Origin of the sequence: Citrobacter sp. wls714, assembly GCF_005281025.1 — a bacterium.
Taxonomy (GTDB): Bacteria; Pseudomonadota; Gammaproteobacteria; order Enterobacterales; family Enterobacteriaceae; genus Citrobacter; species Citrobacter werkmanii.
Genome location: NZ_SZWZ01000047.1, coordinates 1 through 3,879 on the forward strand (window position 1 = coordinate 1; position 3,879 = coordinate 3,879).

7 protein-coding genes are annotated in these 3,879 nt (G+C 54.8%); all 7 read left to right on the plus strand.

The window, feature by feature from the left end; all coding sequences use genetic code 11:
- Positions 1-66 precede the first annotated feature (66 nt).
- On the plus strand, positions 67-888 hold the full coding sequence (locus tag FDX11_RS11205) for a DUF932 domain-containing protein (RefSeq protein ID WP_000197389.1): 822 nt from the start codon (positions 67-69) through the stop codon (positions 886-888).
- Between the two features lie 217 nt (positions 889-1,105).
- Positions 1,106-1,807, plus strand: coding sequence for a WYL domain-containing protein (locus FDX11_RS11210; protein ID WP_137397913.1), 702 nt, complete (start codon positions 1,106-1,108; stop codon positions 1,805-1,807).
- A gap of 40 nt (positions 1,808-1,847) precedes the next feature.
- The gene (ypjK, locus tag FDX11_RS11215) at positions 1,848-2,084 is read left to right on the plus strand and encodes a protein YpjK (RefSeq protein ID WP_001144031.1); all 237 of its coding nucleotides are present in this window, start codon (positions 1,848-1,850) and stop codon (positions 2,082-2,084) included.
- Complete coding sequence (locus tag FDX11_RS11220; protein WP_000824223.1) at positions 2,084-2,527, plus strand: YfjS/YafY family lipoprotein; 444 nt, start codon at positions 2,084-2,086, stop codon at positions 2,525-2,527. Before ypjK ends, FDX11_RS11220 begins: the two co-directional genes overlap by 1 nt.
- A gap of 22 nt (positions 2,528-2,549) precedes the next feature.
- Positions 2,550-3,017, plus strand: a complete 468-nt coding sequence (ykfB, locus tag FDX11_RS11225) for a protein YkfB (RefSeq protein WP_137397914.1) — start codon at positions 2,550-2,552, stop codon at positions 3,015-3,017.
- Between the two features lie 76 nt (positions 3,018-3,093).
- Positions 3,094-3,333 (plus strand): DUF905 domain-containing protein, encoded by a 240-nt coding sequence (locus tag FDX11_RS11230; protein ID WP_137397915.1) that lies wholly within the window; start codon positions 3,094-3,096, stop codon positions 3,331-3,333.
- A 102-nt stretch (positions 3,334-3,435) separates the two neighbouring features.
- A partial coding sequence (locus FDX11_RS11235) for an antirestriction protein (protein WP_137397916.1) occupies positions 3,436-3,879 on the plus strand: 444 nt, incomplete at its 3' end.

Sequence of the window (3,879 nt, forward strand, 5' to 3'; positions counted from 1 at the left end):
CCTGCCCCTGTCGCCGATGCGACGGGGATCCCTTTTATTTGTTTTCCCGTTATGAGGAGTCTGCTTATGACCCGTCTGGCTTCGCGCTTTGGCGCAGCAAACCTTATCCGTCGCGACCGTCCGTTAACCCGTGAAGAGCTGTTTCGCGTAGTGCCCAGTGTATTCAGTGAGGACAAACACGAGTCCCGTAGTGAGCGTTATACCTATATACCCACCATCTCCCTGCTCGACAGCCTACAGCGAGAAGGCTTCCAGCCATTCTTTGCCTGTCAGACCCGCGTGCGTGACCCGGGTCGTCGTGAACATACAAAGCATATGCTGCGCCTGCGGCGGGAAGGGCAGATCACCGGTAAACAGGTGCCGGAAATTATTCTACTCAACTCTCACGATGGAACCAGTTCGTATCAGATGTTGCCGGGACTATTTCGTGCGGTTTGTCAGAACGGGCTCGTCTGCGGTGAGTCGTTTGGCGAGGTGCGGGTGCCACACAAGGGGGACGTGGTGAGTCAGGTGATTGAAGGCGCGTATGAGGTGCTGGGGATTTTTGACCGGGTGGAGGAGAAACGGGATGCCATGCAGTCGTTGCTGTTGCCACCCCCGGCACAGCAGGCACTGGCAAAAGCCGCCCTCACATACCGCTTTGGTGAAGACCACCAGCCGGTGACTGAATCGCAGATCCTCTCCCCTCGCCGCTGGCAGGATGAGAGCAATGACCTGTGGACCACGTACCAGCGTATTCAGGAGAACCTGATTAAGGGCGGGCTCAGTGGCCGTAATGCCAAAGGAGGACGGTCACATACCCGTGCCGTTCGCGGTATCGACGGGGACGTGAAACTTAACCGGGCACTGTGGGTGATGGCGGAAGCCCTGCTCACGCAACTGCAGTGACCGTTTAATGTTGCTGCTTTGTTAATATCGGACACCACCTGTCCGCATCGCACCGTGCTGGCGGTCCTCACTCACCGAGGGATGGCCTGTAACCCCCGCTACATCTGGCTTTTGCAGAAATGAAAATATAGTTTCTGTTGTGTCCATACCCTGTCCGCCCCTCGCTTTAAAATAATCACATCATTCTCAGTCAGTTAACTTCCACGGAGAACGTCTCATGACACAGGCAGAACGCCGCCATGACCGGCTGGCTGTCAGACTGTCACTGATAATCAGCCGTCTGGTGGCGGGGGAAACGCTGAGTGTACGTAAGCTGGCCGCTGAGTTTGGTGTGTCGGTGCGCACGCTGCGGCGTGATTTTCGCGAGCGGCTGATGTATCTGGACCTGGAGTATCAGTCCGGATATTGCCGCTTACGCACTGCTGGCAGTGAGACGCAGATGGTGCCCGACGTGCTTATCTTTGCCCACCGCAGCGGGATGGCCGGTCTTTTCCCAGGTTTTGACCGTCGTCTGGTGAACGCACTGCTGATGTGCGATAAGTCTCCCTGCGTTATAGCACCCGCCAGTCCGGTTCCTTCGCCATCAGGCGCATTGTCTTTCTGGCGACTGATTCAGGCCATTACCGGGCGCAGGCGGGTGACTCTGATTGCCGAGGGGCAGCGCTGTGAGCGGCTGGCTCCCTGCCGGTTACTTATCCACCAGCAGGCCTGGTATCTGGTGGCAGAGCACGACGGACATATCGCCGTATTCTCCCTGGATGAAATCCATCTGGTTCAGCCCCTGCAGGAGACTTTCCGGCGTAACGACAGTCTGTGTCGTCTTGTTGAAGACCCGGGCTTTATTCAGTCCTTACCCCATTTTCGCTTTATCCAGCAGTCACTGCTTACGTTTGTTCCGGCCAACAGCTCACCAGAATAGCGCAAGCGTTGTTATCAACCCGGCAACAGGGAGGAGCCCTATGCCCGTTATTGCCATTATCGCCATTGTTGTCATCGTCATCATTCTGAACAAAACCGGGGTGTCCGACAGTCTCGCGGCCCTGACCCTTGCCACTGTTGCCGCACTGCTGACGGGAGGTGGCGCAGCCGGTGCTGCCAGTGTCGCGCTGACACCGTTCGTCGGCGTGCCGGTGGGTATTTTCGTGGGCATTTATGTCTTTGCCAAAGTGGTTCGTCTGATTTCAGGAAAAAAATAATGAAACGTAAAACACTGCCTCTGCTGGCGCTGGTTGCCACCACTCTGTTTCTCATCGCATGCGATGACAGAAGTGATGACCTGAAGGCCATCAGTAAATTTAAGGACCTCACCCCACCGCGTTTCAGTGATGTGGTCAGCCACCAGGATGATGTCAGCGAAGAATGGTCACAGGTTGACTACTTATCCGGTCCCACCTTGCAGGTTTTACGTACCCGCCAGTCGCCCGATGGCTGCGAGGATGGCAGTTACTACTACCTCGTGGATATGCAGGAAAAAACCGTCCAGCCACTGATGAATGCGCTGTGTATTGCCGATAACATCAAACTGGAATACCAGGAGGTGACGGACCCGTATACCAAAGAAAAATACTTTGAGTACGCCCATGACGGCAAACTGATGGGGCAGCTACTGATACCCTCGAACCCTGACAATCAGGAATAAAACAACGACAAAGGAGACAAGAATGACAATACTTTCACTAAGTCGGTTTATGCTGGCGGGTGTACTGCTCGCGAGCTTTAATGCCTCTGCTATCCCGGGGTTCTGGCAGCAGGGTTACGGTCAGGGCAATACGGAATACAGCGTGACCGAAGCCAGCGGAAAGACGTTTACCATCAACTGCACAGGGAACCCGGACCAGAATGGTTTCTATCAGCATTCAGTCTTTCTTACCCTTGCCGATGACAAGATGGTCAGTTCGCACGATGACGACACTACTATCACCGTAGTGATGGATCACCAGCAGTACATTATTCCGTCCAGCCTGGGCTGGCGTAACGGCGATAACGCCTGGTATGACTTCATTATGGATATCCGTAAGACCGGGCAGTTTGACGTTTACGTCAATGACCGTAAAGCGGGGACTTTCACTGCGGAACGGAAGAACGCTGAGAAAGTTCTGTCCACTCTCGGAGACTGCAGCAACGACTGATAGTAGTATCTTCCCCAGCAAATCCACCCCGACAGCCAGCAGGCTGCCGGGGTTTTCTTTTATCAGGAGCCCGAAAATGACCCAATCCGTGTTGCTGCCACCGGGGCCTTTCACCCGGAGACAAGCGCAAGCGGTCACTACCACGTACAGCAATATCACACTCGAAGACGACCAGGGCAGTCACTTCCGTCTGGTGGTTCGTGATACTGAAGGCCGGATGGTCTGGCGGGCATGGAACTTTGAGCCGGATGCCGGTGAAGGTCTTAACCGCTATATCCGCACCTCAGGCATCCGTACAGACACCTCCACCCGCTGACCGCGAAGCATTTACCCGCAACATTTCACCCCCCCGAACACACTTTATATCCCCATACGCCAGCCATCGCCGCTGGCATTTTTTATTGACGGAGACATACCCATGACAACAGCGGCACAAAACAATCTTGCATCTGCTAACGAGTCCGAATTTGAACTGACCGTAACGCAGCTACCTGACGAACAGCGTATCGATTTCTGGCCGCAGCATTTTGGCACTATCCCACAGTGGATAACCCTGGAGCCGCATATTTTTGCCTGGATGGAGCGTTTCTGTGCGACCTACAGCGGCGGTATCTGGTCGTTATACACCCTGAGTAACGGTGGCGCGTTTATGGCCCCTGATGCTGAAGGTGACGATAAATGGCATCTGCTCAACAGCATGAACGGCAACGCTGCCCAAATGAGTGCAGAAGCCGCAGGTATTGCTGTCTGCCTGATTGAATACAGCCATCACGCCTGTCGCACCGAATGCGATGCCATGACGGAGCACTATTACCGTCTGCGGGACTACGCCCTGCAACATCCAGAGGCCCACGCCATTCTG